The organism is Segniliparus sp. (genome assembly GCF_051660745.1).
In the GTDB taxonomy this organism is placed as follows: Bacteria; Actinomycetota; Actinomycetes; order Mycobacteriales; family Mycobacteriaceae; genus Segniliparus.
The window spans coordinates 1-24,742 of record NZ_JBOFQF010000007.1; the positions used below are offsets into that span (position 1 = coordinate 1).

General features: G+C 64.9%; 23 protein-coding genes and 1 tRNA gene. 20 read left to right on the forward strand and 4 right to left on the reverse strand.

All coding sequences use genetic code 11. The annotated features are described in order from the left end of the window. Positions 1–86: 86 nt before the first annotated feature. On the reverse strand, positions 87–1,418 hold the full coding sequence (gene gabT / locus ACRC20_RS02900; protein WP_438684839.1) for a 4-aminobutyrate--2-oxoglutarate transaminase: 1,332 nt from the start codon (positions 1,416–1,418) through the stop codon (positions 87–89). 184 nt (positions 1,419–1,602) lie between these two features. On the opposite strand from gabT, the gene ACRC20_RS02905 reads away from it, so the two are divergent. The 4 genes from ACRC20_RS02905 to ACRC20_RS02920 all read left to right on the forward strand — a co-directional run bounded on the left by ACRC20_RS02905 (position 1,603) and on the right by ACRC20_RS02920 (position 6,036). Then, positions 1,603–2,133 carry an MmpS family transport accessory protein gene (locus tag ACRC20_RS02905; protein WP_438684840.1) on the forward strand — a complete coding sequence of 177 codons (531 nt, stop codon included), beginning with the start codon at positions 1,603–1,605 and terminating at the stop codon, positions 2,131–2,133. Continuing rightward, positions 2,130–4,982, forward strand: coding sequence for an RND family transporter (locus tag ACRC20_RS02910; protein WP_438684841.1), 2,853 nt, complete (start codon positions 2,130–2,132; stop codon positions 4,980–4,982). The genes ACRC20_RS02905 and ACRC20_RS02910 overlap by 4 nt, the downstream gene beginning before the upstream one ends. A gap of 115 nt (positions 4,983–5,097) precedes the next feature. After that, complete coding sequence (locus tag ACRC20_RS02915; RefSeq protein WP_438684842.1) at positions 5,098–5,868, forward strand: class II aldolase/adducin family protein; 771 nt, start codon at positions 5,098–5,100, stop codon at positions 5,866–5,868. A gap of 94 nt (positions 5,869–5,962) precedes the next feature. Continuing rightward, positions 5,963–6,036, forward strand: a tRNA-Pro gene (locus ACRC20_RS02920). Positions 6,037–6,189: 153 nt separating this feature from the next. Here ACRC20_RS02920 and ACRC20_RS02925 read toward each other — a convergent pair. Continuing rightward, a complete protein-coding gene (locus ACRC20_RS02925; protein ID WP_438684843.1) occupies positions 6,190–7,377 on the reverse strand; it encodes a tyrosine-type recombinase/integrase in 1,188 nt (395 codons plus the stop codon). Next, on the reverse strand, positions 7,374–7,961 hold the full coding sequence (locus tag ACRC20_RS02930) for a hypothetical protein (RefSeq protein ID WP_438684844.1): 588 nt from the start codon (positions 7,959–7,961) through the stop codon (positions 7,374–7,376). The genes ACRC20_RS02925 and ACRC20_RS02930 overlap by 4 nt, the downstream gene beginning before the upstream one ends. Positions 7,962–8,123: 162 nt before the next feature. Between ACRC20_RS02930 and ACRC20_RS02935 the strand changes: the two genes are divergently transcribed. Then, a complete protein-coding gene (locus ACRC20_RS02935) occupies positions 8,124–8,342 on the forward strand; it encodes a helix-turn-helix domain-containing protein (protein WP_438684845.1) in 219 nt (72 codons plus the stop codon). Between the two features lie 691 nt (positions 8,343–9,033). Next, the gene (locus tag ACRC20_RS02940; RefSeq protein ID WP_438684846.1) at positions 9,034–10,758 is read left to right on the forward strand and encodes a DUF3631 domain-containing protein; all 1,725 of its coding nucleotides are present in this window, start codon (positions 9,034–9,036) and stop codon (positions 10,756–10,758) included. Between the two features lie 128 nt (positions 10,759–10,886). On the opposite strand, the gene ACRC20_RS02945 is transcribed toward ACRC20_RS02940, so the two are convergent. After that, complete coding sequence (locus tag ACRC20_RS02945; protein WP_438684847.1) at positions 10,887–11,549, reverse strand: hypothetical protein; 663 nt, start codon at positions 11,547–11,549, stop codon at positions 10,887–10,889. A 717-nt stretch (positions 11,550–12,266) separates the two neighbouring features. Here ACRC20_RS02945 and ACRC20_RS02950 point away from each other — a divergent pair. The 14 genes from ACRC20_RS02950 (at position 12,267) to ACRC20_RS03015 (ending at position 24,245) form a co-directional block, all read left to right on the forward strand. Further along, complete coding sequence (locus tag ACRC20_RS02950) at positions 12,267–12,614, forward strand: hypothetical protein (RefSeq protein WP_438684848.1); 348 nt, start codon at positions 12,267–12,269, stop codon at positions 12,612–12,614. Further along, the gene (locus ACRC20_RS02955; protein WP_438684849.1) at positions 12,611–13,603 is read left to right on the forward strand and encodes a hypothetical protein; all 993 of its coding nucleotides are present in this window, start codon (positions 12,611–12,613) and stop codon (positions 13,601–13,603) included. The genes ACRC20_RS02950 and ACRC20_RS02955 overlap by 4 nt, the downstream gene beginning before the upstream one ends. Further along, positions 13,600–15,831 (forward strand): hypothetical protein, encoded by a 2,232-nt coding sequence (locus ACRC20_RS02960; RefSeq protein ID WP_438684850.1) that lies wholly within the window; start codon positions 13,600–13,602, stop codon positions 15,829–15,831. Before ACRC20_RS02955 ends, ACRC20_RS02960 begins: the two co-directional genes overlap by 4 nt. Before the next feature lie 18 nt (positions 15,832–15,849). After that, positions 15,850–16,566 (forward strand): hypothetical protein, encoded by a 717-nt coding sequence (locus ACRC20_RS02965; protein ID WP_438684851.1) that lies wholly within the window; start codon positions 15,850–15,852, stop codon positions 16,564–16,566. Positions 16,567–16,593: 27 nt separating this feature from the next. Then, positions 16,594–16,929: a hypothetical protein gene (locus tag ACRC20_RS02970; protein ID WP_438684852.1), complete on the forward strand. Its 336-nt coding sequence runs from the start codon at positions 16,594–16,596 to the stop codon at positions 16,927–16,929. A 10-nt stretch (positions 16,930–16,939) separates the two neighbouring features. Continuing rightward, complete coding sequence (locus tag ACRC20_RS02975) at positions 16,940–17,686, forward strand: hypothetical protein (protein ID WP_438684853.1); 747 nt, start codon at positions 16,940–16,942, stop codon at positions 17,684–17,686. Next, positions 17,683–18,408 (forward strand): hypothetical protein, encoded by a 726-nt coding sequence (locus ACRC20_RS02980; RefSeq protein ID WP_438684854.1) that lies wholly within the window; start codon positions 17,683–17,685, stop codon positions 18,406–18,408. Before ACRC20_RS02975 ends, ACRC20_RS02980 begins: the two co-directional genes overlap by 4 nt. 89 nt (positions 18,409–18,497) lie before the next feature. Next, positions 18,498–18,914 carry a hypothetical protein gene (locus tag ACRC20_RS02985; protein WP_438684855.1) on the forward strand — a complete coding sequence of 139 codons (417 nt, stop codon included), beginning with the start codon at positions 18,498–18,500 and terminating at the stop codon, positions 18,912–18,914. Continuing rightward, the gene (locus ACRC20_RS02990; protein WP_438684856.1) at positions 18,914–19,660 is read left to right on the forward strand and encodes a hypothetical protein; all 747 of its coding nucleotides are present in this window, start codon (positions 18,914–18,916) and stop codon (positions 19,658–19,660) included. Before ACRC20_RS02985 ends, ACRC20_RS02990 begins: the two co-directional genes overlap by 1 nt. 38 nt (positions 19,661–19,698) lie before the next feature. After that, positions 19,699–21,036, forward strand: a complete 1,338-nt coding sequence (locus ACRC20_RS02995; RefSeq protein ID WP_438684857.1) for a WXG100 family type VII secretion target — start codon at positions 19,699–19,701, stop codon at positions 21,034–21,036. A gap of 3 nt (positions 21,037–21,039) precedes the next feature. Then, positions 21,040–21,711: a hypothetical protein gene (locus ACRC20_RS03000; protein WP_438684858.1), complete on the forward strand. Its 672-nt coding sequence runs from the start codon at positions 21,040–21,042 to the stop codon at positions 21,709–21,711. Between the two features lie 18 nt (positions 21,712–21,729). Further along, positions 21,730–22,065: a hypothetical protein gene (locus ACRC20_RS03005; RefSeq protein WP_438684859.1), complete on the forward strand. Its 336-nt coding sequence runs from the start codon at positions 21,730–21,732 to the stop codon at positions 22,063–22,065. Next, entirely contained in the window at positions 22,062–22,754 is a 693-nt protein-coding gene (locus tag ACRC20_RS03010) for a hypothetical protein (protein ID WP_438684860.1), read from the forward strand. The genes ACRC20_RS03005 and ACRC20_RS03010 overlap by 4 nt, the downstream gene beginning before the upstream one ends. A gap of 48 nt (positions 22,755–22,802) precedes the next feature. Beyond that, positions 22,803–24,245, forward strand: a complete 1,443-nt coding sequence (locus tag ACRC20_RS03015; RefSeq protein WP_438684861.1) for a hypothetical protein — start codon at positions 22,803–22,805, stop codon at positions 24,243–24,245. Positions 24,246–24,742: the final 497 nt, after the last annotated feature.

Sequence of the window (24,742 nt, forward strand, 5' to 3'; positions counted from 1 at the left end):
CCGTTCCCCTCTCCGCCCATTGCGGCGGGGGGAACGGCCCTTCTCGTCTCCGCCGCAGCGCTGCCCGCGCTGCGGCGAGCCAGGGGTCACAGCTTCTCGAACGCCCCCGCAAGGAGGTCGAGGCCCTCGCGCAGCAGATGGTCCGGCATGACCAGCGGCGGCAAAAAACGCAGCACATTGCCGTAGGTGCCCGCCGTGAGCACGAGCAGGCCCTCCCGGTGGCAGTCGGCCGCGATCCGCTTGGCCGCCTCCGCGTCCGGAACCTTGCCGCCCGGCTTGACCAGCTCGACCGCGATCATCGCCCCACGGCCCCGGATGTCGCCGACCACGGGGTGCGCGCGCTGGATCTCCCGCAACGCGGCCGACATCGCCTCGCCGATCCCCCGCGCGCGTTCGGCCAAGCGCTCGCTCCGCATGAGCTCGATCGCGCCGAGCGCCGCGGCGCAGGCGACCGGATTGCCGCCGTAGGTTCCGCCGAGCCCGCCCGCGTGCACGGCGTCCATGAGCTCCGCCCGCCCGGTCACAGCCGCGAGCGGCAGGCCGCCCGCGATGCCTTTCGCGGTCGTGACGAGGTCGGGCACGATCCCCTCGTGCTCGGACGCGAACCAGTCGCCGGTGCGGCAAAAGCCGGTCTGGATCTCGTCCGCGACGAACACGGCTCCGCTCTCCTGGCACCATTCGGCGAGCCGGGGCAGGAAGCCGGGAGCAGGCTCGATGAACCCGCCCTCGCCCTGGATCGGCTCGATCACGACGCATGCGACATTGCCCGCCCCGACCTGGCTCTCGATCAAGGAGATCGCCCGCTCGGCGGCCTCCTTGCCGGAGATCTCGACCGGCTCGCGGTACGGGTAGGACAGCGGCGCGCGGTAGACCTCCCCCGCGAACGGCCCGAAGCCTTGTTTGTAGGGGGCGCTCTTCGCGGTCATCGCCATCGTGAGGTTGGTGCGCCCGTGATAGGCGTGGTCGAAGGCCACCACGGCGTTCCTCCCGGTGGCGGCCCTGGCGATCTTCACCGCGTTCTCCACCGCCTCCGCGCCCGAGTTGAAGAGCGCGGACCGCTTCTCGTGCCCGCCGGGCACGAGGGCGGCCAGCTCCTCGCAGACCGCGACATACCCCTCGTACGGGGTCACCATGAAACAGGTGTGGGTGAACGCCCCGACCTGCTCGCGCACGTTGCGCACGACCGGCTCGGCGCTGTTGCCGACGTTGGTCACCGCGATGCCCGACCCGAAGTCGATGAACGAGTTGCCGTCCACGTCGACGACCACCCCTCCCCCGGCACGTTCGGCATAGACGGGCAACACGCTGCCGACGCCGGCAGCGACGACGGCCCGGCGTCTGCGCGCCAGCTCTGCCGATTTGGGGCCGGGCACCTCGGTGACGAGCCGCCGCTCTTGCGCAAGAAGGGGTTCTGACATGGGGCGACTATACCTCCCGCCCAGCTCGCGCGGCAGAAACGGCGTCGCAGGGCAGGCGGGCGCGACACGATTCGCGACCCGCTTCGCTCCCAGCCCCCCGTGATGTATTCTTGACCAAAATATACGGAGTTGCCGTTCCGCATAACGCGCGAAACTCACAGCAGACCTTACGAAAGGCCGATCGATGACCGCACCGCCAGGGATGGCGCCGCAACCGGCGCACGCCGCCCCCGAGCCGACCCCTCGCAGCTCCCGGCGGAAGCAGAAGATCACCCCGTTCGCGCTTTTCAAGCGGATCTGGGTGTTCGTCGTCATCTCGTTCGTCGTCGCCGCTGCGGCGCTCACCGTCGACCGGCTCCACGGGATCTTCGGCTCGGACGTGCACGTGACATCCGGCTACGAGCCGATCGCGACCGAGGCCAAGACCTCGAAGCCCAAGCGCGTCCTCTACGAGCTCACCGGCACCACCGGGGCCAGGGGGAAGGTCCGGATCAGCTACTACGACCAGAACACCGAGCCGCAGCAGATCATCGTGCCGAGCCTGCCCTGGTCGCTCCTGATCACCACGACGAACACCTCGATGGCGGCCAACATCATGGCCCAGACCGACGGCGACTCGCTCACCTGCCGCATCACCGTGGATGACGACGTCAAAGCCGAAAAGACCGCAACCGGCCTCAACGCCCTGATCGGATGCATGGTGAAATCCGCATGAGCCACTCCAGCAAACCGCACGCCGAACGGCCTTTCTTCGCGAGGCTCATCCGCATCCTCGCGCTGCCGATCATCATCGGCTGGATCGTCGCCACAGTGCTCTTCAACGTCGCCGCCCCGCAGCTGGAGGCGGTCGGCAAAGAGCGCTCCGTCTCGCTCTCCCCCGCGGACGCGCCCGCCCTCATCGCGATGAAAGAGATGGGCAAGGTCTTCCAGGAGTCCAACTCCGACAGCGCCGCCATGGTCGTCATCGAGCAGACGGACCCGGACCCGAAGAAGACGCTCGACAAAGCTGCGCACACGTTCTACGACGAGCTCATCCGCAAGTTCCGGGCGGACACCAAGCACGTCCAGCACGTCCAGGACTTCTGGGGCGACCGGGTCACCGAGGAAGGCGCCGAGAGCACCGACCACAAGGCCGCGTACGTGCAGCTCAACCTCGCGGGCAACATGGGCGAGGCCTTGGCGAACGAGTCCGTCGAGTCTGTCCGCGACATCGTCAAGGGCACCAAGGCTCCGGTGGGCATCAAGGCCTACGTCACCGGCCAGGCCCCGCTCATGAGCGACCAGAACGACGCGGGCAACAGCAGCATGGAGAAGATCACCTCGGTGACCTTCATCGTCATCATCACGATGCTGCTGTTCATCTACCGCTCGATCTTCACCGTGCTCATCATGCTCCTCATGGTGGGCGTCGAGCTCGGCGCGTCACGGGGCATCATCGCGTTCCTCGGGCACAACGGGATCCTCGGGCTCTCCACCTTCGCCACCAACATGCTCACCTCGCTCGCCATCGCGGCGGCGACGGACTACGCGATCTTCTGGATGGGCCGCTACCAAGAGGCCCGAGGAGCGGGCGAGGACAAAGAGACCGCCTACTACACGACGTTCAAGGGCACCGCGCACGTGGTGCTGGGCTCGGGCCTGACGATCGCGGGCGCGATCTTCTGCCTCAGCTTCACCCGGCTCCCGTACTTCCAGACCATGGGCGTCCCCTGCTCCATCGGCCTGCTCTTCACGGTCCTCGCGGCGGTCACGCTGGGGCCCGCGGTGATCACCGCGGGCAGCGCGATCGGCCTCTTCGAGCCCAAGCGCAAGATGAAGGTGCGCACCTGGCGCAGATTCGGCACCGCCATCGTCCGCTGGCCCGCGCCGATCCTCACGGTCGCCATCGCCATCGCCCTCGTCGGCCTCGCCGCCCTGCCGGGCTACCAGCCCAACTACAACGACCGCGACTACATGCCGAAGTCGATCCCGGCCAACGTCGGGTTCGAGGCTGCCGACCGGCACTTCTCCCAGGCGCGGATGAACCCCGAGATGCTCTTCATCGAGACCGACCACGACCTGCGCGACTCGGCCGACATGATCGTGGTCGACCGGATCGCGAAGGCAGTGTTCAAGGTGCCCGGCATCGCGCGCGTGCAGTCCATCACCCGGCCGCAGGGCACGCCGCTCGAGCACACCTCGATCCCCTTCCAGCTCAGCATGCAGCAGGCGGGCCAGATCCAGCAGCAGGGCTTCATGCGGGACATGATGGGCAAAATGAAGGTCCAAGCCGACCAGATGACCATCATGATCGGGACCATGACCAGGATGATCGGGTCCATGGAGAAGATGTCGGCCATCATGCACGGCATGGTCGGCCAAATGGACGACATGTACGGGACGATCAAAGACCTGCGCGACGACATGGGCTACTTCGACGACTACATGCGCCCCTTCCGCAACTACTTCTACTGGGAGACCTACTGCTACGACTTGCCGTGGTGCTGGGCGTTCCGGTCGGTCTTCGACGCGCTCGACGGCATCGACAAGATGACCGAGCAGTTCGGCCCCATCATCGACAACATGCACGAGATGGACAAGATCCTGCCGCCGATGGTCGCGGACATGAAGTCCATGCTCCCCATCATGACCAGCATGCGGGACATGATGCTGGAGATGTACAACACCCAGATCGGCATCATGGACCAGTCGGACGAGGCCTCCAAGAACGCGACCGCGATGGGGAAGGCCTTCGACGCGTCGAAGAACGACGACTCCTTCTACCTGCCGCCGGAGATCTTCGACAACGCGGACTTCAAACGCGCCATGAAGAACTTCGTCTCGCCAGACGGGCACGCCGTCCGCTTCATCATCTCCCACAAGGGGATCCCGGCGAGCGCGGAAGGCATCGCGCATATCGAGAAGATCCGGCAAGCGGCGCAGGAGGCCGTGAAAGGCACGCCGCTGGAAGACTCGAAGATCTACCTCGGCGGCACCGCCGCGACCTACAAGGACATGGGCGAGGGCTCGAACTACGACCTCCTCATCGCGGCGGTGTCGGCGATCTGCCTCATCTTCATCGTGATGCTCGTCCTCACGCGAAGCCTGGTCGCCGCGGCCGTCATCGTGGGCACCGTGGTGCTCTCGCTCGGCGCGTCCTTCGGGCTCTCGGTGCTGATCTGGCAGTACATCCTCGGCATATCGCTGCACTGGATGGTGCTCGCGATGACGGTGATCATCCTGCTCGCCGTGGGATCGGACTACAACCTGCTCCTCGTCTCGCGGCTCCAAGAGGAGATCCACGCGGGGCTCAAGACCGGCATGATCCGGTCGATCGGCGGCACTGGCACCGTCGTCACGAACGCCGGGCTCGTGTTCGCCTTCACCATGGGCGCCATGGTGGTGAGCGACCTGCGCATCATCGGCCAGGTGGGCACGGCGATCTGCCTCGGGCTCCTGTTCGACACCTTGATCGTGCGGGCGTTCATGACCCCGTCCATCGCCATGCTGCTCGGCCGCTGGTTCTGGTGGCCGGTGCACGTGCGCACCCGGCCCGCGAAAGCCGCGCAAGCCCCGTCCGCGTAGGAGCGGGCCGCTCCCCCAGGCCTTGCGGACGGGCGGGCGCTGTCTATAGCAATACAGATCTGTATCCTATAAACAGCGCCCGCCCGAAAGCGCAACGCGGCCGAGAGGAACAGCCATGAGCACCACCGAGCCCGGGCGGACGTTCGCCCCGCCCGCTTTCGACAACGTCGAGGACGAGCGCCAGCACCGGAAAATCCGCCTGGCCGCAGGATTCCGCCTCTTCTCCAAGGCAGGGTTCGACGAAGGCGTCGCCGGGCACATCACCGCCCGCGACCCGGAATTCCCCGACACCTTCTGGGTGAACCCGTTCAGCCTGCACTTCTCCCTGGTCCGGGCCAGCGACCTGATCCGGGTGGACCACGAGGGCAACGTCGTGGAGGGAGACCGCCCGGTCAACCGCGCCGCCTTCGCCATCCACTCGCAGATCCACCAGGCCCGGCCCGACGCCGCCGCGGCGGCGCACAGCCACTCGGTCTACGGGAAGTCGCTGTCCGCGCTCGGCGTGCCGCTCTACCCGATCACCCAGGACGTCTGCGCCTTCTACCACGACCACGCCGTCTTCGACGACTACACCGGCGTCGTGCTCGACACCGAGGAGGGCAAGCGGATCGCACACGCGCTCGGCGACAACAAAGCGGTCATCCTGCGCAACCACGGCCTGCTGACGGTCGGCCAGACCGTGGACTCCGCCGTGTGGTGGTTCATGACCATGGAGCGCTCCGCCCAGGCGCAGCTCGTCGCGATGGCCGCCGGGCCGCTCGTCGAAATCGCCCCCCAGAGCGCCGCCGTCACCTACGGCCAGGTCGGCTCCGAGCACGCGGGCTGGTTCCAGTTCCAGCCGCTGTTCGACCGGATCGTCCGCGAACAGCCGGACCTGCAGGACTGACCGGGCCAAAAGGGCCGGGCCGCCCGCGATCCGTTAGGTTCTCGCGCGGGCGCTCTGGTAGAGTATCGATGCTTCGGGCGCTCTGCGCCCGGCGCGGGCTGTGGCGCAGTTTGGTAGCGCACTTGACTGGGGGTCAAGGGGTCGCAGGTTCGAATCCTGTCAGCCCGACGCAGGTCACGACATGTTTTTCGTGATCTTGAGGTCGATTTTTCCCTCTCGTACCCCAACGCATACCCCAACCAGCTTCGCGGAGCGGCTGGTGAGCGCCATGCTTGCCGGTTCGCCAGAGTGTCGGCCCGGTCCCCAAATGGTCCCCATGGCTCAGATCCCGAGCACTGCGGAGAGCCCGTCCACCGCCGAACGCGCCGCCTGGTCGGACGTGTGGCCGTAGATGTCCCCGGTGATCGCGATGGAGCTGTGCCCGAGCAGATCGGCCACCGCTTTGATATGGACCCCGCTCTCAAGCCACGCCATCGCAGCCGAGTGCCGCACGGCGTGGACGTTCGCTTTCTCGATACCGGCCTTCTTGGCGGCGGCTTTCACCACGCGCAGCAGGTTGCGCGGATCGACCATCGTCCCGAACTCGGTCGTGAACACCATGCCGCTGTCTTTCCACTGGTCGCCAGCCCGCAAGCGCTCCTCAAGCTGCCTCTTTCGATGGGCTTTCAAAGCCGTGACCATGCCTTGCGAAAGCGGGATGGTCCGACGCGAGGTCTTTGTCTTCGGATCGGTCAAGACCAGCTTGCCGCCGATGCGCGCGACGGTCTTACGAACGGTGAACTTGCCGTCCTGCTCTTTCAGCTCGACATCCGACCAGCGCAGGCCAGCCGCTTCGCCTCGCCGTATCCCGCTGGCCGCGATGAGCAACAGCGTCGTGCGATAGCGCGACGAATCGGCGGCTTTCAAGATCTTCGCGAGGTCTGCGGCCTCGAAATGCACCGCCTCTTTGCGCTCGACTTTCGGACGCTTGACCTTGGTCGCTGGGTTCTCTGCGAGCAATCCGTCCCGCACGGCGGTGTCCAGCGCTGAGCGCAGCACCGTGTACGTGGTGCGGACAGTGGACTCAGCGAGCCCCACAGAGCTTTTTTTGCCATCGGCTCCAGTCTGAACCTTGCCAGCGTTCTTCAAGTGGACGATGAGCGCTTCGATATGGCTGGGCTTGAGCTTGTCAAGAGTCAACGTCCCGAACTTGCCCGTCTCAATGTGGTGTTTGGACAGCCGCTCGTAGAGCTCGATGGTGTTGCCCTTGCGGTCGGACGCTTGCAGCGTGGTCGCTCGCCAGTGCGCCATCCACTCCTTGACGGAGGCTTTCGCGTCCGTGGGCGGTGCCCCCTTGTCCAGCCGCTCGCGCGCGTTCTTGAGCTTTCCCCGCGCGACCTTGGCCGTGTCCGCGTAGAACGATGTCCGCTTACGCTGGCCCGTCTTCGGATCGAGGTAGGCCAATCGCGCTTCCCACAGCCCGTTAGGCCGTTGCCGCACTGTGCCTTCGCCGTTCGCCCGCTTGCTCATTTCAGCTTCTTTCCTTTCGTCGTCGGCGGAAGCAGCCCTTCCCTACGGCAGAGCTGCACGTACCGCGCCGCGGTGCGCTCGGACACAATGAACGTCCGCGCTACGGCCCGGACCGGCCCGGTATCGAAATTGTCCCGATAGACTTCGGCGACCTTCTGTAGCGTTTCCCGGTTCATGGTGCGATACGGCATGTTGCGAGCCGAGCGCACTGCGCGAGTGCCAGCACCGTCTTTGTCCATGTCGAGTTCGAAAGAACCGGGACCGATCTGCTTTCGCGAAATGAGGCCGACGAACTCTTCGATCCAGTGCTCAAGAGGGATGCTCCGTAAGTCTTTGGTGCGCACTTCCGGCCCGTCGTCTTTATGTTTGAATGTGACCTCGGCGCAGATCGGGACACCGTTTCGGACTGTGATCCAGATGAACACGGACGGCTGCCCCTCCCCTCCGGGAAAATCTATGTAGAGGTCCTTCGGGATGACTCGATCATCCCCCAGCTGGACCATCTCCCCCGTGCCGTCGTAGTACACCTCCCCCCATGGCGTCCTGAGTAATACCTTAACGCCGGGATTCCGATTCGGGGCCATCGCCGAAGCCTCCTTCTAAGTCGGCCAATCTCAATGCCATCCGGCGGCAGAAGATTGGCATGGTTACCCTTGCTATATGGCATGCTTTTCCATGCCACTCGTGTTAGCGTAGCAGATGACCGTATGCGAACACACGAGCGACGGCGAACATGAGGAGAAAGAATGGAAGAAATGTTCACAAGCTGCCTCTACCCGATTCCCAAAGCCAGAGAAGCATTGGGAGGCATCTCAACCACCACCGTCTACGAGCTTGCCAAACAGGGCGAGATCGTGAAGGTGAACATCGGGCGGCGTGGATTCATCACAGCCGAGAGCATCACCGAATACATCGGACGCCTCGCATGCCCCAACACCGCCAGCATCGCGATCGATGCCCAGTGACCAAGCCGGATTTCTTCGCGCTGGCTGTAGAGGAGACGATGCGCGGCCGCCCCTTCTCGGGGTCTGCGCCTGAGCGAAAACCCCGGGGTTTGCTCGGGTTGTTCTCTCGGCGACAGAGAGGTACGGCAGTCGCGCCAGAGAAAGAGGCAGGCGGTGATGCGTTGGCCTGATTTGCGTAACTGAACGGTCGCGCGCCCTGCTCCGAGGAAGTTCTTGCAGGAATAGCCCCTCAGGAGCGGGCGCACGATCGGAATCCTGATGAATCCAGTTTTTCTATCTAGAACCAGAGAGGACTTCAATTGAAGACTATAGCATCGGCTTTCCCCGATGAGAACCCCCGGAACGGGACTGATTGGCCTTCGACCAGGGCCGGATTGTTTCGGCGGCGCGATACTGCCGTACGGCTCGCGCCGTTGGAGTGCGGATGCGCCGACCCGTGGACCTGCCGCTGCAACGAAGACGAGGAACTGAGCGAGTCCAGGCTTGATTGCCTCGCGGTGGCGTACCGGCACGTCTTGGCGTGCGGTTACACTCCGGTCGCGAACTGGCCTGCCTTGCGCGAGTTGTGGCGGCGAGGCGGCGAGGACCGAGCGTTGTCGCTACGGGTCTCCTGGTTGTGCAGGGGGTCCGAACAGTGAGCGGTCAAGATCTGAATGTGGGGGGCGCGCGTGTCGCGCCCCCCGCTGGGCCAGTGGAGTTGATCGACGGGGCGGCGTTGCTGGACAAGGTGCGGGCGTTCAACGACCGGTTCGTAGCATTGCCTGGTGAGGCGGCGCGGGTGTTCGTGCCGTTGTGGGTGGCGCACGCGCACCTTTTGGAGGTGTTCGACTCGACCCCTCGGGCGGCGTTCATGTCGCCAGAGCCGGGGTCGGGCAAGACCCGCCAGTTGGAGGTGATCGAGACGCTGACGCCGAATGCGATGCACGCGGCAGGGGTGAGCCTGCCCGTGTTGTTCCGGTCGGTGGCGTCGATGAAGCCCACGCCGACCATCCTGCACGACGAGATCGACGTGGTGTTCGGGCCGAAGGCGAAAGAGCACGAGAACCTGCGCGGGTTCCTCAACTCGGGCCACCGCAGGGGCGCGAAGTACTACCGGTGCGTGGGGGAAGGCTCGAAACAAGAGTCGGTGCCCTTCCCCAGCTACAGCGCGCTCGCGGTGGCGGGGCTGGGCAATATCCCCCGCACCGTCCGTCAGCGCTCGGTGGTCGTGAGGATGCATCGCCGCGCCCCCCACGAGAAGGTTGAGCCGTTCCGCCACCGCATCCACAGTCCTGAGGGCAACGAGCTTCGCGACAGGCTCGCCGCGTGGGCCGACCAAGTCCGCGAGCATATGGCCGGAAGGTACCCGGTGATGCCCGAGGGCGTGGAGGACCGCGACGCGGACGTGTGGGAGCCGCTGATCATGGTCGCGGACGCGGCGGGGGGCGACTGGCCCGAAACGGCGAGGGCGGCGTGTCAGGCGTTCGTCTCGGCGGGCAAGACCCCGGAGGCGGCGTCGCTCGGCGTCCGGCTGCTGCACGACGTGAGGAAAGCGTTCGGGGAGAACGGGCGGATCGGCGCCGACGCCTTGGTCGGCGCGCTCGTGAAGACGCCGGACGCGCCGTGGTCGAAACTGCACGGCGAACCCATCACCCGCTCAGAGCTCAAACGCATGCTCGCGGACTATGGCGTCGAGGACAAGAAGATCCGGTTCGGGAAGAAGACCGAGATGGGTTACTACAGGGCCGCGTTCGCTGAAGCCTGGACCCGCTACCCCCTCCCTGAGAAACCAGAACAATCGGAACGCGCGGAACACCGCAGCTCACAAGACACGGACCTGACTCCGGAGCTGGAGTATGTTCCGGAACACCACGACGAGCAGGAACACCGAGCACCAACCCTGACTAGGGATGTTCCCGAAGTTCCCGATGTTCCAGGAACACAGGAGGGGGACGAGGAGATCGGGGAAGCCGGGTTCGTGGGCAGGTTCGTCAGACTAGTCGCGAAAACCGAACGCGCCGCGCTCGCCCTCCTCTCACTCACAGCAGACGACCGCTTCCCCTGCAACCGCGACAGCATCGCCGAGCGGCACCTCGCATACGCACAGCGAGCGCTGCACAACGTCGAGAGCGTCCTCGAACCACTCGCGCCAAACAAGGAGGTGAGCGCCGCAGTTCCCGACAGCGCTCGCATTTCCCGCAGCGCCGCCGCCGATTCAGGAAAGCGGCCCTCGCTCACCGGCGAGTTCGGCAGGCTTGCGTTCGAACTCGACAACCGATGCGCTCGTCTCGCCCGCCACGCCCGAGACGAGCGGTTCGCGACCAGCCGAGACGAGATCGCTACTGACAATTACCAGACGCTAGCTGAAATCCATCGAGCGCTCGCCGAAACGACCGACCGGCTCAAGCCCGCCGACTCCCAATCTCGCACCGCCTGAACCACCAGGCACCCCTGGGGGGAGCCCCTCTCAGAAAAACCCGGAACCATACCCGGCGATGTGCCCCGTCTCCCCCCGAGCTCTACGGCCCCATGGAATCCGCCGTAGAGCTCGGGGATCGGCAATGCTCAAGGAAGCGGGACAGCGTGATTGATGCCTGTGGCGACGAAGGCGGTCACAACGATGGTCATCATCATGGGGACCACGAGCCCGGACATGGAGAATCCGATCCCGGTGACCCCACTGGCGAATCGAGCGCCCTGCCCGACCAACCAATCATGCTTCCTGCCGTTTCGCCAACGTTTGAACGTGATTGCCACGAGCGCTTTGTGCAGGGATTCCCGCGCGTACGCCTCTCTCAAGGGTGTTGGGATCTTCGCGATCTTCCTGCCCAGTAGGAGCATCATCGCCATGCCGAGAAATAGCGTCATGAACTGCAAGGGCAGGCCGAACAGCTCGAACAGCTCGCCTCTGATCGGCTTCCCCTCCTTGTTCGCGTCGTAAATCTCGTTGCCGATCATCCCGAGGAAGGCGGAGCAGCTGACCAAGAGCGTCGAGAGCACTGCCCAACCCGAATACCTCCATTGCCATTTTCCGTAGGTGCCGGACGTCGACGGCGGTTTCGGCGCGGAATAGTACACCGATTGCTCAGCGCCGATGAGGACAACAATTATGACCGCAAACACGCCGAGGTACACAGCCTTCCAGGGTTGCGGGAGGGCTTCGCCACTAATGACATCCTGTCTGCGGACGACAGCCAGGCACAAAAGCGCGCCCAGTGGGACGCTCACACAGACTGCGATCAATACCCGCAGGCGGGGGCGCTTCTCTAGCCAGAGCCGCTTAGGCAGCTTCAATCCATGCCCGGCCGCCGAGACTCTGCGCTTTGGGCGTTGCACCCATTCGCCGTTAGGCCGGCCCGAACGGACTGGAGTCCGCACAGACTCCATAGGGGCTTTCATCAACATGACGTTCTCCTTCTCGCTATGTCCGCTGGCACTATCTGGCGCGGTGACGATAGTGTGCGCGAGACCTCTGACAAGGCGTTAGGCGAAGTGAGGACGGGCGAAGAAGCAACGCTAAGCCGTTTCCTGGAACAGGAACCTACGCAGGCGTGACCCGTGATGATCCAAGAATATCTAAAATTGAGACAATCGTCTCAATTCTTGATTTCGGGAATAATCCACAGCCGCCCCACCGGCCTTTGCTGCCGATTTCCAGGTCAACGTTATCTTTCCGTTACCTAGCGTGGCGCGCGGCGGCTTTTTCGCGCGAACTCGGGCGATACGGCCTCGCGTGCGCCGGTTTCATAACATTCCGTGCTCTTAGTGTTATGTATCTGTTATTTATTGGTGGAGCCAGAAGCTCCCGCGAACCGGTGATCGCAAGATCGACCGCTTGCCTAATCCGCAGGCCGGGGTACAGTTTCGAGGCGTGACAAGCTTCCTCGCGGCGACGGACACCGTCCCTGCCCCTTCCGTTTTCGCCCTCCCCCGCGGAGGCTCGCGATGAGCGGCGGACAAGGCACGGACGACATCCGGCTCGAACCAGAGGTCGCGAAAGCGAAATTGGCCGAGACCGGCGATATCGCCGCGTATGTGAAGAAACGCGGAGTCGAGGGCCTGGCGCGGTGCGACGACCCGCCAGCGGGGTTGTCCGATCCCGCGTCGCTCGCGCTCGCGCGCCGCCAGCTCGCCGTCCACCCCGTGCTCAAAGAGGCTTTCGAGAAGGAGGCCGACCGGCTCACGGACCACGCCGACGAGATGATCACCTCGGTTCAAAAGTACGCGAACGAAGACGCGGAGAGCGCCGAGGACGTGGAGCGGATCGCCCGCAGGCTCGGAGATAACCCATGACCGCCTACAAACCGCGCGAGCCATTCCCCGGTGTCGGCAAGGACTACAAAGGCCCGCCCATGACGGCCGAACTGTACAGGCGGCTTGAAGCGGAGTGGTACCGGGAGCAGGACGCGGCGGCGTGGGAGGCCGAGCAGTCGGACGAATGGCGGCGCGGCCGCAACGAGGGGAACGTGGCCGCTCATCGGCAACAACGGCTCCTCACGGCCCGGATCTCGGACGCAGCGCAGCAAGTCCGTGGGCTCACCGTGGCTGCGACGAGCCAGCAGATCGGGGTGCGATGCGAGACGGGCGGGGACGGCACCCCGAAACGGCTCGACCTCGGACGGCAACTCGGATCGCACGGCGGCGACACGCTCATCTGGGCGTGGTCGATGTGCGCCTACGGATACGACAAGCGGATCAGGGCGGTGCTCGAACTCTTAGAGGGAGTCGAGGACTTCGGCACGAAGTTCGACGAGGACAGGCTCACCCCGCCGTCAGCCACCAGCATGGCCGAGTCGAACGGCGCGAACAAAGAAGTATTCGACCGACTCATGGCAGAAGCCCGCGTCGAGGGCCGAGGCGGCGAGGACGCGCGCCAATCGCTCAGGAAGTACCCGAACCGGCAAGTGATCCTACCGTTCGTCGCCCACTCCTCCCAGCACAACAGCATGTTCACGATCCAGCTCGACGGGGCGCTGCTACCCGTCGCCGTCACCGTGCCGGGATTCTCGGACGTGGAAAATCTGCGGCTTTGCCAGCTCCTACGGCACCTCGGGCTCGTCGCGCGCCGCGAGCATAAAACGATCATGCAGCGCGCCGTCAAAGGGCTGCCGGGGTTCGACGGCCTGCGGCCCGGAGCGCCTGACGCAGCGAGCCTGTTAGAACCGCCCAGGACATCGGAATGGCCGTCCGAGGACGAGGCGGCGCAGGACATCCGCGACCGATGGCTCGCGGACCTGCGACTGGAAATCGACCGGGGCGAGCACGGAGGCAAGCCGGTATGAGCAGCGACCCGAAAAGCATCGTCAAACCCGCGAGCGAGCACGCCGGAAAGATCCTGGGTACGAACTGGGCCGAAGACCGCCCCGAACGGCTCGCGCGCAACAGCGACCACCTTCGCGAGCTGCACGACGCGGTGCTCGCCAAAATCGAGGAGTTGGAGCACCAGCACAACCGTCTCGGCGAACTGCTCGACTCCGAGGGGCTGCGTGCCGGTCAACAGCGCCACGCCCAACGAGTCGAGGCGCACCGCCTGTTGGCCGAAGCGGTCAAAGCCGAGGCGGACGGGGACTTCCAGCGCGCCGTGCTCCTGCACAAGCTCCAAACCGACCTGGACGAGATCGTGCTCGTCGCAGAAGCGCTCCTCGCCGCCGACGACGCATTGAACGGCCCGACGGGCGCGACCGGCAACCGGCACAAGATCCTCGAAGCCGCCCGATTCGAAGTGAAGCAGCGCATCGAGACGTTCGAGCAAGACCCCCTTATCGCCGTCCCCGACTACCCCTTCGACCCACCGGACATCGACACACGGCCCGAACCGGCCAGACGGGAACACGCCCCGGAGCCCGCGCACCAAGCGAAGCCCACGAAGGCCGAATCCGGGCCATCGGAGGACCAGGCCGAGCAGTCCGCCGCTCTTTCGCCCGCTGTCGGCCCGACCCAGCACGGCGGGGCCGGAATCGCGCACGAGCATCCCGACCCGTTCGCGCTGCACGCCGCAGCATGGCCCGAGCAATCCGCGCACAGCGCGCCAGAGACCCCAGCCGCCGCGCCAGGCGAGAGCCCACACGCCGACGCTGCCCACGTACAATCCGCGGTGCCTAGTTTCGGAGAGACCTCCGTCCATTCCGAGGCCCACAGCGGCGAAGCTGGCGGACACACTGAGGCACAAAGCGCCCCCGCACCGACCGATACCGACCGCTCCGGGGCGACGACGGCGCAGAGCGCGACGGACAGCGGCGGCCCCGACATCGTGGACGTGGAATACACCGACACCGCGACGCAAGCCGGGGCCGCGCAAATCGCCATGAGCACCAGCCTCGCCTTCAAAGACACGGATTACCGCCCACCGTCCGCTCAGCGGGTGCGCGACGAGCGGTTCGGCGACCTGCCCGCCGCGCCCGCGCCCTCAACCGATCCCGAATCGGTGGTCACCGCCCTATGCCAGCTCGCCGCGCCGCTCGTGAGGAACCAACCGAGCTGCCTCAAACAGGAAGACGCGCCGATAGAGGTCTGCGTGCTCGTGGAGGAGAACGACGACGGCGAGACCGTCTACCGCTTCCACACGAACGCGGGCTTCGGCGTGAACCCGCCAGGAGTACCGACACCGGACATTTGCGAGCCGGGGTTCGAGACCTCCGTCGGGCTCGTCCTGACCAGCCCCATAGGACAACGCGCCTCCGTCCTGCACGCGACGGTCGGAGTCCTCAGCGCCGCCGAAGTCGCGGTGCGCGACTTCCAATTCCGCCAAGAGCACGACAAACGCGCGGGCAAACGCCGCGCCCTGATCGGAATCGGGAGCACCGGCCCGATCCTCACCGAGGTCCGCCGATCCGCCGTGGGCACCATGAACCACGTGATCGGGGAACCGCCGCCCTCCCCCTTCTTCGTGGACGGCGACGAGCTCGCGGACGCGAAACCCAACGCCGACCCCGCCATGCTCACCGCGCGCCACCCCCTCTACCGCGCCGCCGAGGGCTTGAACCCCTACCGAGGCACCGACCAGCTCGCGCACAAGCTCGACCGCGCCGTGCGCTGGTGGGACGCGAGGACCGTGCAAGACCACACGGGGCGCGAGAGCTGGCACGTCCAAATCGAATTCGCCACCAAACTCGTGGACGACATCTGCGTCGCCGCCGAAGTCAGAGACCGCCCCGGCGTGCAAGACGCGTTGCGCGCGATAGACGATTGGCGGCAGGCGAACCAACACACCCTCACAGCAGACCTCGCCGCATGGCTGCCGCCGCTCTGGGAGGCGGTGCGCCGCGAGCACGGCAAGAAGCTATGGGACCGCGCCCCGTTCGACATCATCCGCCCCTACCGCGCCGTGCTCGCTCGATGGGCTTTCACCGCCCTCCTCGCCGAGTACGAACGCGGATGGAGCCGCGCGGAGAGCGATCCCTACTGGCTGCACACCATCTGCTACCTGCATTTGAAGGCGCATAACGACCAGATCGGGAAGCTCGACGAACGTATCCCCGACTACCCCGACGACATCTACGCCAATCTATGAGGAAAGCGAGAACACATCATGTCCGGTGACGTGTGGGGAGAGAACATCCGCGACTTCGGAGCGCCCGAGGAAGAGCGCAAGTGGGCCGACCCGAGACAGCAGCACGACGACGAGCAGCCAGCCGGCACCGCCGCCTCGGGACGCGACCCGTCCGGAGCGGTACGCGCGGACGTGGACCCTTACCGTCAACTGTTGCGGCTCGCTGTCGCGTCCGACTGGGAGCAAAGGCTCGTGGCCGAGGGTTTGGCCTCAGCGTTCCGTGCCGCATACGAAGACGCGATATCGAAGCTCCCCGAGGTAGAACTGCCGGAAGCGCCGACGCTCACAAGCGAGGAGCTGGAAGACCGGGTACGGGAGTACGCGGGTCCGCCCCGGTCGAGCGAGGCGTTCGCCGACGCGGTGCTCACCGCAGTGGAGGAAGCTGATGCCTTCTTACGGGAGCTTGCCGAGCGGCCTCAACCGGTCTTGCCACTGCCAGAGGCAAGCGTGCCGCGCACGATCCGACTTGGCGCGCTCGCCGGTTTCCTCAACGAATGCGAGGTCAACCCCGAGTGGGCGCGCGGCAGAACCGGCACCGAGATCTCTAACGAGGCGTACGACGCGATCCTCCGAGCACGGGAGGCAGACCATGAGCGCGGCGACCCCACGGCGGACATACGGGCACGGGCGCAAGCGCTCACCGACAAGCTCTTCGGCTTCGGCTACGAGGCCATCGCCAAGCTACAGACCTTCTGACCACAAAGACCGAATGATAGGAACGCCATGACAGATTTGAAAGCCGACCTTCAACAGTTGAGCGCGCAATCGTTCTACTGGAACCAAGTCTCCGACGGGCTTATCGGGGTGAGGGACCAGGGCGATTCGCTCTTCGTCCGCAACACGCGGGAGAACTCGCACGCGATCCTCGGCAACGACTTCATCGCGGCATACAAAGACCTCGCGCATGCGCTCATCGACAGGGCGAACGACGGAGCGTTCAAAATAGCCGACATGTCCGCCGCCGTGGTGGAAGTTGTGCAGGAGTACCGAAAAACTGAAGACGACTCCGCAGACCATCTGCACAACGTCTTCTCGCCCAACCGCCCGACGAAGTTCTGAGGAAGACAATATGACGGCAGTCACCGACCTGATCGGCAAACTCAGGGATGTCGAGCACCGGCCCCAAGACATCCGATCTGCCGCGAACCATGCGGCGAATCATCCGCTCTGCCCGACACGGCTCAAAGGGCTTATTCGAAGCGCAGGAGACACGGCGGCGGACGGGGTGCAAAACCTTCTGGACGCGGTACAGCCGGTCCTCGACTCGCTCGACTACTACACCGAGCAGCAGAACCACACGCCCGAGGCCTGGGACGCGATGAAAGCGAGCATCACTAAAATCATCTCGGACTTCGAAGACGAGAATTTCAGCATCGGTGGCCGCTGGGAGGGCCCTGCCGCCGAGGCGTACCAACGCGCACGGGACCGGCAGAAAGCCGCCGTGCAAAAGCTGAAAGACATCTCCATCTCAGCCAGCGGGTCCGTCGGCAAGTCGAACGACGCGTGGGACACCATGTGCTGGGGTCTCGTCGGGGTGATCGCGGGTGTGATCGTGGCCGTTGTCGCCGGTCTCGCGGCGATGGCGACCGTCGTCGGCGCGCCTGCGGGTGCCGAGGCGATCATCGGCACGGCGCTCGCCGCCGTTACTGTCCTCCTGGGCCTCATCGCTGTCTTCGCCACAGCGAGCACCAGCATCAGCGCTGAGGCCAGAAACATTCGCGACCTCTTCCTCACCGCTAGCGAATACCCGAACGGGGCTTGGCCGATCCCCGCCACGGGCTCGTTCGGCCCTACGCAAGGATGGACCCCGAAATGACGAATCCCATCCCCCCTTTCGGCCACAACATATACCCGACAGCGCATGACTCCACCCCAACAGGACAGAAGAAGCGCAACGTGCGAATCGCCCTGATGCTCCTTCCGCTTCTCCTCGTAGTCATCGGCATTCCATTCGTCTGGAAGCTGTGGAAAATCGGCCATGCTGACCCGCCCCCACCGAAACAACAGGACAGCCAAGTCCTAGACGTGGAACCGGGAGCCGGGGTCAAACTCAAGTTCGGGGATACCGCCGTGTACACGTCCGGTGACTTGACAGTCGAGGTGAAGGTCACGAGTTTCGCGAAAGCCGCAACCAATCCGCCCAAGTTGGCAGGACAGACGGGTACCTGCGGCTCGTATTGGGTCGCGAGCCTCACCGCCACCTATTCGATCCACAACTCTGAATGGCGCACAGATACATTCCCGTCTCTCCGATTCTCTGTCATCTACGACGATCTGGCTCCTGGCGCGAGGGGTCATCGCGTCGATGGGAATCGCGCAGATCTGGAGAGCTCCGACGACTTCCTCACCACGCGTAATAACGCTATCGCCGCGCATGGGAAGCAGGGCGGAGCCGCCCCCTTCACCGTCGTGGGCAATACCTACTTCCCCAATTGCACACCTCGGGGCGCAGAGATGGCACCCAGCGCCACAGATCCCATCGGAGTGAGCCTGGCCGTGCCCGGATCGGACAACGCCGCCGCGAAGTGGCTGCGGTGATGAGCAAGAAGTGGCTGCGGTGATGAGCAAGTCGATATGACGCGCAATACACTGAGCCCACCCACACCAAGACGAGGAGGATACAACCGATGAGTAGCAGAGACCCCGATTTCAGGATCACCGAAGCGGACAAAACCCATATCCGCAGCGCCTTCGAAACACTGCTCGATAATCTGGATAAAAAACGCCGTAAACAGGCTAAACAGCTCGCAGAGTTACCGTTTATGGGCGACGGGTTCGGGGCGTGCCCGGACGGCGAGCACCTGCTCGCCACCGCGAAGGTCAGCGGGGCGAAAGCCGAGAAATACGTCCACGACCTCATTGAAGCCATCAAGGCGTTCTACGAGGCGACAAAAGAGGTATGGGCCGCGTATGAGCGGACGGACGCGGGATCGGGCGAAGCCATCACGCAGGCGCTCGCCAACCTTGACGCAGCGGAAAAGTTGGTGCCGCGTGGCTTCGCCACCACGATTTCCAGCCGCGCGCACATTGTGGGATTCGAATGATGCGCCAGCGACTCAATACATCTCTTCGCAGCTCTATAGCGCTGCTCGCGACGGCGGGGCTGGTGCTCGCCGGATGCGACCGAGGCAAATCCGACCCGAGCGCATCCAGCGGTACGGCGGGCTCTTCGAGCGCCGCGAGCACGAACCCGGCCACGCCTTCGGACGCGATCACGTGGGAGACTGCGGGTAACCCGCTGAAGGTGCTCAAAATCGGAGACTCCGCGACCTACACCGTCGCGGGCCTCACCATCACAATCCGGGTGAACAGCTTCCAACCCGCTCCCGACTATCCCAAGATTCTGGACGAGGAAAGCGACACGAACGACAGTTGCGGCTCGTACTGGCTCGCCGCATTGACCACGACCTTCTCAGCGAAAAACCTCACATGGAAAGATTGGACGCTCGTACCTGTGTCCTCGCTCGGCGCACGGTACGGCGACCCGAGCCTGCCTCCCCCTGGCCAGCCTGGTCACGGCTACAGCACTAGCGCTGACAGCACGCACCAACCTGACGATGCCATTCAAGCCTCTCTGAAAGCCGCGACCGACCGAATGGGGAAGACCGACTTCCCCCCGGTCACATTTGATTCGAAAGCCTACTTTCCCAACTGCGACGACCACCCTAATGGGGAGGGGAAGGAAGGTGTGAGCACAATACCTCCGGTCGGTCTGGAGTGGAGCGTGTGGGCTCCTCGCGACCTCGACCCACGAGCTTTCGGCAAGGTCGCCGTGCTCTGGCATATTTGACCAGCGGCCATCACTGATTTTCGAGAGGAGTTCCTGAGATGGGGCAAAAGGATTTCCCGCCGACCGCGCGGTCGGATTGGGGGCAGAACATCGGCATCGGCAGCAGCCTCCAACCGGAGTTAGTCGAGCAGGCTGGCAAGAAATGGGGCCAGCTCGGGGAGGATATCGCCCAGGATTTGAGCGATTTCTACCAATCGGTCGCGGGCGGTCAGCATGAGTGGCGGGGCAAGGGCTTCGACGCGTTCTACGGCGAGGCGGGGCGTGTCCAGGAGTCGGTCAGCAATCATGGCAAGGCTTCGATGGACAGCTACGCGCAGACGCTCGCGGACCATTCCTCCGACACGGCGCAGGCGAAGAGCGTCGTGGCGAACAATTCGTCGTGCGAGTGGGGGCAGGACGACGGGCCAGCGGCCGAGGCGACGGCGAACGCCTTGCAGGCCATGTACCGCCCGCCCGGCGACAGCGCATTCCAGGAGATACCGGACTTCCAGCCGCCCTCGGCTGTCGACGGCTCCGGGTTAGGCAGCGGCGGCGGCCCGAGCGGTACAGGTGGCAGCGGTGGTGGTTCTGGTGGCGGCGCTTCCAGCGGCGGCACTCCGAGCGGAGACGCTGGCGGAACGGCCGACCGGAATCCCAACGTGGGCAGCGGCGGCGACGGGGAGTACGCGCCGAACAGCTACAGCGGCAACGAGGGGCAAGGATCGTCGGGCGATGACAAGGGCGGCGCACAGGGCGATTCGCCCTCTGCCGGCGAAGGCGCTGGCGGCGGCTCTCCCTCGGGCCAAGGCGGCGGCCCCGCTGGCGGCGGCCCTCCTCCTGGCGGGCCTTCCCCTTCGACGGGCACGCAGGGTTCGCCGTTCGACTCGTCCGCATACGATCCCTCATCGCCTGCCGGGTTATCTGGCGGCATCGACTCGTCGGGCGCGGGCGGGGGTTTCGTCGGAGGCGTCGGCGGCGGGTTCGGGGGCGGCGACCGTGAGCGCACGCTGAGCCAGAAGCCGAGCGCCGTTGCGTCGAGGGGGACGGAGGTTCGGATTAGCGCGCCGAAAGTGCCGAACCTGCCCAGCGGCATGGGCGCGATGCCCGGTGGCGGCATGGCCCCCGGCGCGGCGGGCAAGAGGGACGACAAGGAGCGCAAAACCCCCTCATACCTGGTGAACGCGGAGCACGGGCAAGCCATGCTGGGCGACGCGCTGCCCATCGTGAACGCCCCCGTCATGGGCGAGCTGACCAAGGCCGAGCTCCAAGAGATGCAGGAAGCCGCGAAAGGGCAATCGCCGGAGAAGGAGCAGCCCGCAAAGGCCAAGTCCGGGGGCGCTCCTCCCCCGCCCCCGCCTGGCGCTCCCACGGCGCGGGGCAAAGCGGGCCAGCCCTGACGCATGTCCGCCGACGACCCGATCCGGGGGTTCTCCGCTTCGCTCGCTGCGGCGCGGCGCGCGGCCCAGGAGGCCCGCGCGCAAGCAGAGTTCGTGCTCCGCGACATCGCGGCGGCGCAGGGGCTCGATGACCGGGAAGTGGTGACAGTGACCATCGACGCGGGCTGCCACATCACGGACGTGTCGTTCGCGCCGCGTTGGCGAGTCGTGCGGGAGTCGGAAGAACTGGACGACGTGATCAGCCAAGGCCACGAGGCGGCGCGAGAAGCGCAAGATGCGGCCCTGGCCCGGCTCGTGTATGAGGCGATGACGCGCGGCGAGCAGCCCGAGCCCTCGCCGCTCCCGTGGGGATCGGACGAGATGTTCGGCCCCCCGACTCGCACACTGGCGAGTCTTGTCGGCGATTTCCTCGACCACCAGGCGCGCGACGCGGGCGGCTCAGAGTTCGGGAAGAACGAGGCGGCGACGGTGACCGTGGAGGCGAACCAGCGCGGATTTGTGTCCTGCGGCGTCGATCCGCGCTGGGCCGACGACTGCGAGAACTGGGAGATCACGGGGGGCCTGGTAGAAGCGTCCGACAACGCGCGGGAACTGGTGGAACAGGAAGCGGCGAAACCAGACACCGCCTTGGACATCGCGTATGACGCGGTGCGGATCATCTGGCAATGCGAATGAGGGAAGGGGCCAGAGCCATTGAGCAGCAATGACCACGGGCCGAGCGTGGCTATCGCGGACCTGCGCGCCGACGCGCAGACATGGCGGGAGCGCGGCGCGGCCCTCGCGGGGCTCTCTCAGTCGATCCGGGATGTAGCCCTGGACTCCGACCGGCTCGGCGTGTTCGCGCTCGCGGGCCAAACGCACAACAGCCTCGCGGAACAACTCTCCCAGCAGTGCGCCGAGAGCAGCGCGGCGGCCGAACGCCTCAGCGCCGACCTCACGCACGCAGCGGACACGTACGAGCGCGCGGAGGAAGAATCCACTCGCGGCCTGCATGGGATCGGCCAGCAGATCGAGAGGGGCAATCCGTGACAGCGCATATCCAAGCGCCGCAACCCGCAGCCGCCCAGGCCGTCGCGGAGCGCTACACGCGAAGCGCGGAGGCATGGCGCGCGCTCCCCTCCGTGTTCGACCAGGCTATGGCCGACGCGCTCAGCGCTACCGATGTCGAATGGACGCGGGAAAAAGCGCGCGAGCTTCACGCGGGCCTGGCCGCCCTGCTCGCCGCTCAACAGGGCGTGCTCGACAACTTCGCCGAGAGCGCGTCCGCCCTGCCCCAACTCGCCGCCAGCGCGCAAACTTGGCCCCAGACCAGCGTCGCCGCTCGCGGCATCACAACGACCGGGACGTTGCGGGCGACACGCTCATGGCGAGGGGATGCAGGCAGCAACTACACGACAGCTGCCCACGAACAATCCGACACGGCAGACCGTATCGCGAACTCGGCCAACGCCATCGCCGCAACTCTCGGCAAGATCGCCGCAGCCGGAACCGCGTACGCCATCGCCACAGCTGCGACCACAGAGAAGACCGCAATCGAGCTGACCGACCACGCCGCCGCCCTCGCAACTGGAAACGGAACACTACAAACCCTCGGTGCCTCCCTCCGCACAGCCGCCGCCGCGAGCGAACTCATCACCGAAGCCGCAGACCGCCTCCTACACGCCATCCAATCCAACGAGGCTAAGCTGGACGAGAACAGCGCAGGAGAGCACCCATAATCGTCTGATGTCAGCAGAGTGTCGGTGCCTCGCCGCATACTGCAAGGCATGGTGCGGCATCGAATACTGAAAAAGGTCAAAGGTTTCGCAAAGAAAGGCCTGGAGCATGTTCTCTGGATATGCTTCGTGCTGGCAATGCCGGTATCGTTGGCTTGGAATTTCTGGAAATGGATACCGCCCTTGGCCCAGGAAGCGCTACTGGTCTTCCTTGCGATCGCGCTCGGCTCCACCCTTCTCGAAAGCGCCATATGGGCGATACCGTTCCCGAACGACCATCTGGCGTGGGAGAAGTTCACCACCTGGAACAAGCGGAAGCTTCAAGCCAATCTAGCCGCGCTCGGGCATGAGGAAAAACCTGAGGAGCACCGGCGCGCTCAAGACAGCCAGTTCATGCCGTACGAGGACATCGCCCGACACGTGGCGCAAGGCAAACGGGGAGAGAGGGCTTTCCATAAGGCCGTCCGAGTGCCGCAACGGCTCGGGTCTTTGTATATCAACCCGCTCGCCTCTCCCTTCAAGCCTCTGCGGAGGGCGCTGAAGTCGCCCGCGCCCTGGCTCATCACGGTCTGTGTCGTCCTCATCCGCCACCCAGCGGAGCAGAAGAAATTCTTATCCTCCGGTAAGAGCTGGCTCCATTGGGCCGCCGAGAGAAATCTGCTCACATCGACACCAGCAGTCATCACCATTCTCGTCGTCGCCCTCGGTTGGGTCGGCTGGAGGAGGGTGGAGGGCCTTCGAGCGCGCGAGGAGGCGGTGAAAGCCGCCAACACTGACCTGCTGGCGCTCGGTGGGGAGCTTGCCAGACTCGCCCTGGCTCTCGGCAAATACACAGAACACCTGACGCGGTGGCGGCATCGGACGCTCGACAACTGGGTGAGGGGTGCCACGAACGGGCAATATTGCTGGGAGTTCGGAGGTGTCCAGGAGAGCCAAAGCTTCGGAATCCCGCACTTCGGGACCTCGCCGAGCGCTGACGAGGTTCACGCGTGCGCCCACGCCGTGCTGGCGCGGTCGAATGCGATCACCGCGCAGGGAACCGACACGGTGTGCAGGGGCCTCACGCTGCCGGTGCTGTTCGAGGCAGAAGAACTGAGCCTCTTCCAGCTCAAACCTGTCTGCGCTGAGGATCGCGTCTATAAAGATCTCTTCCTCGAGTTCGCCCAACCGGACTACTCGAAAGAGCTGCAACGCGAGTTCTCACGAGAATGCCCCCTGCCGCCGCCGAGGAAGCAGCGCCATCCCTACGACTACACGCCCCGCTACCGCAAAGAACCCCAGGGCAAGGCCGCGAAAGAACGCAACGCCGAGGTGAGAGAAACCTACGAACGAGCACTTGTAGAACACGTATTCCACATGCTGCACCGCCTCGACAATCACATCGTCAACTTGGAGACAGCGAGGCACAACGCCGAACAAGTCGCACACCATCTGCACCGAAGAGTGATCCGCAGATCGACCGACCAAGCGTTCTACAAAGCGGTGCGAGGTTGAGGGCATGAAAATAGCAGCTCCCAGATTGTCGTAAAGCCGCGAATTCGCAACGCTATGGGAGTACCCCCGATAGCGCTCCGACAGAGGGTCCGTTGGAAAAAATTAGGGAGGGGATTCGCCTATGCGGCCGAGGTGCGGGCTAGGTGCCCGGTGGGGGCACTCCCCCTGGGCACTGCCAGCTTCGCTAATGCGCTCCCCCATGCTGCGGACCATGATCAGAAATCAGGGGCTCAAAGCTCATTGACACCTATACTTGAGCATCTAGAAAAATCCTCTGCTAGATCTTGTCGTTGAACTGCCCTTATATCTAATTACTTGTACCCCCACCCATACCCCAACTAGCCAATTTTCGCTGATTTTCACCCATGTTCGCCAGTGACCGGAAATAGGCTCTCATCTCGCTATCTCGACCACTGGCGAACATTGGCGTATGAGCTTGTTATGACTGGGGGTCAAGGGGTCGCAGGTTCGAATCCTGTCAGCCCGACATATGTCGG